This window comes from Dietzia sp. DQ12-76, assembly GCF_014145045.1.
Classification (GTDB): domain Bacteria; phylum Actinomycetota; class Actinomycetes; order Mycobacteriales; family Mycobacteriaceae; genus Dietzia.
The window spans coordinates 1-2,827 of record NZ_JAALDV010000523.1 but is presented as its reverse complement, the minus strand read 5'-3'; the positions used below and the strand labels follow the sequence as shown (position 1 = coordinate 2,827).

The following is a 2,827-nucleotide window of genomic DNA, read 5'->3' as shown; positions in this document are numbered from 1 at the left end:
GGGATACTGCCGCCACAACATGGGGTACTGGCGCGGCGGCGACTGGTGGGGGATCGGTCCCGGGGCGCACAGCCACGTCGCCGGTGCCCGCTGGTGGAACCTGCGTCACCCGGCCCGGTACGCGGCCGCCTGCGACGCCGGTGACCTGCCGGTCGAGGGCGGGGAGCGGCTGACCGACGCCGACCGGCACCTCGAGCGGATCATGACCGGCCTCCGGCTGGCCGAAGGGCTCCCGGACGCCGCTTTCACCGCGCAGGAGCGGGCGCGGGCGGACCTCCAGGTATCGGCGGGCCTGCTGCGTCGCCGTCCGTCGGTCGGGGCCGACGACGGCGGGTACGCGTTGACCGACTCGGGCAGGCTGCTGGCGGACGGTGTCGTGCGCGACGTCCTCCTCTGACGCGCTGGATTAGAATCGTCCGTACGCAGCCAGTGAGAAGGGGAACCGATGTCGAGTACGGCCGATCGTAGGACCGAGGTCCTGCGCGCGATCGTCTCCGACTACATCGCCTCGCACGAGCCCGTCGGCTCCAAGTCCCTGGTCGACCGCCATTCCCTGGGGGTCTCGAGCGCGACGATCCGCAACGATATGGCTGTGCTCGAGGCGGAGGGCTTCATCGTCCAACCCCACACGAGTTCCGGACGGATCCCCACGGAGAAGGGCTACCGACATTTCGTCGACTCGATCGAGGAGATCACGCCGCTCTCGCGGGCGCAGCGTAAGGCCATCCAGGCGTTCCTCGAGGGTGCCGTCGACCTCGACGACGTCCTCCGGCGGGCCGTGCGGCTGCTGTCGCAGCTCACCCGCCAGGTCGCCGTCGTCCAGTACCCGGTGCTGGGGCGCTCCACCGTGCGTCATCTCGAGGTGGTGAGCCTGGCACCCACCCGCCTGCTGTTGGTGCTGATCACCGACACCGGCAGGGTGGACCAGCGGACCGTCGACCTCGCCGCGGAGCTGACGGACGATCACCTGGCCGAACTCCGGGCGCTCCTCTCGGAGGCGGTGGCGGACAAGAGGCTCAGCGACGCCTCCGAGGCGCTGGCGGCCACCCCCGAGCGCGCGCGGCCGGAGTACCGCGACGCCGCGGAGAGGTGCGTGACGGTGCTGGTGGAGACCCTGGTGGAGCAGCCCGACGACCGCATCGTCCTGGGCGGTACCGCCAACCTCACCCGCAGCGCGGCCGATTTCGACGGTTCCCTGAGATCCGTCCTGGAGGCGTTGGAGGAGCAGGTCGTGATCCTCCGGTTGCTCTCGGCGGCGCAGTCCGTGGGGATGGGGGGCCCCGGCGGGGTCACCGTCCAGATCGGCGAGGAGACCCGGTCGGCGGAGATCCGCGGGGCGTCCGTGGTGTCCTCCGTGTACGGTTCCGGGCGCCAGATGCTGGGCGGGATGGGGGTGCTCGGGCCCACCAGGATGGACTACCCGGGAACAATCGCCTCGGTCGCCGCTGTTGCCCACTACGTGGGCGAGATCCTGTCCGGGCGCTGACGCCCGTAGCCTCACCCGGGACCGGCGTCCCACCGACCTGATCCACATGACGAAAGGCGACACGTGTCACGCGACTACTACGGGACCCTCGGGGTCGATCGAGGTGCCTCGGAGTCCGAGATCAAGCGCGCCTACCGCAAGCTCGCCCGCGAGTTGCACCCCGATGTCAACCCGTCGGACGAGGCGCGTGAGCGGTTCAGCGAGATCACGGCGATCTACGAGGTGCTCACCGATCCCGAGAAGCGCCGCGTCGTGGACATGGGCGGCGATCCTCTGGACTCGTCTCCCGGTGGCGGATTCGGTGGCGGCTTCGGTGGCGGGGGTTTCGGCGCCGGCGGGGGGCTCGGCGACGTGTTCGAGGCGTTCTTCGGCGGCGGCGGCGGTGGCGGCGGACGTGGCCCCAGGAGCCGTGTGCAGCCGGGGTCGGACGCGCTGATCCGTGTGAACCTGTCCCTGGCGGAGTGCGCGACCGGCGTCACCAAGGAGATCCAGGTCGACACGGCCGTCCTCTGCGAGACCTGCCACGGCAAGGGCTCCGCGACCGACGCGCCGCCCGCCAGGTGCGGGATGTGCCAGGGCCAGGGTGAGATCCAGTCCGTCCAGCGCTCCCTGTTGGGCAACATCATGACCAGCCGACCGTGCCCCACCTGCGCGGGGACCGGTGAGATCATCACCGATCCGTGCGGCGACTGCACCGGCCAGGGCCGCGTCCGCAAGCGCCGCACCGTGTCGGCCAAGATCCCGGCGGGTGTCGGCGGCGGGATGCGGATCCGGCTGTCCGGTCAGGGTGAGGTCGGCCCCGGAGGGGGCCCCGCCGGGGACCTCTACATCGAGGTCAACGAGCGCACCCACCCGGTGTTCGTCCGCGACGGCGAGGACCTGCACTGCACGGTCCGCGTCCCGGTCGTGGACGCCATCCTCGGCGGCCGGGTGGATCTGGAGACCGTCGTCGGAGACGACCTGGAGATCGACATCCCGCCCGGCACCCAGCCCGGGCACACGGTCACCCTGTCCGGCCGCGGGATGCCACGTGTCCGGGGCGGCGGTGCCGGTGACCTCACGGTCCACATGGAGGTCGTGATCCCGGACAAGCTGGACCGCAAGCGGCGGGACCTCGTGGAGCAGCTGCGCCGACTCGGTGGCGACTCGGCCGAGATCGTCAACGAGGACACCGCCCGCCGGGGCGGGTTGTTCTCACGGCTGCGCGACGCGGTCGCGGGTCACTGACCCGGTGACCCCGCCTCTGTTCCGGCTCGACGCGGTGCCCGCCGTCGGCGAGACCGCCGTACTGGACGGGGCCGAGGGGCGACACGCCGGTTCGGCCCTGCGGGTGCGGCCCGG

The 2,827-nt window shown here is 71.7% G+C and carries 2 protein-coding genes and 1 pseudogene; all 3 read left to right on the top strand.

The window, feature by feature from the left end:
* Nucleotides 1-397, top strand: a pseudogene (locus tag G6019_RS16055) (radical SAM family heme chaperone HemW); the annotation flags it as partial.
* A 48-nt stretch (nt 398-445) separates the two neighbouring features.
* Entirely contained in the window at nt 446-1,486 is a 1,041-nt protein-coding gene (gene hrcA / locus G6019_RS16050; RefSeq protein ID WP_107756112.1) for a heat-inducible transcriptional repressor HrcA, read from the top strand.
* Between the two features lie 63 nt (nt 1,487-1,549).
* A complete protein-coding gene (gene dnaJ / locus G6019_RS16045) occupies nt 1,550-2,713 on the top strand; it encodes a molecular chaperone DnaJ (protein WP_182612158.1) in 1,164 nt (387 codons plus the stop codon).
* The last annotated feature ends 114 nt before the right edge of the window (nt 2,714-2,827 follow it).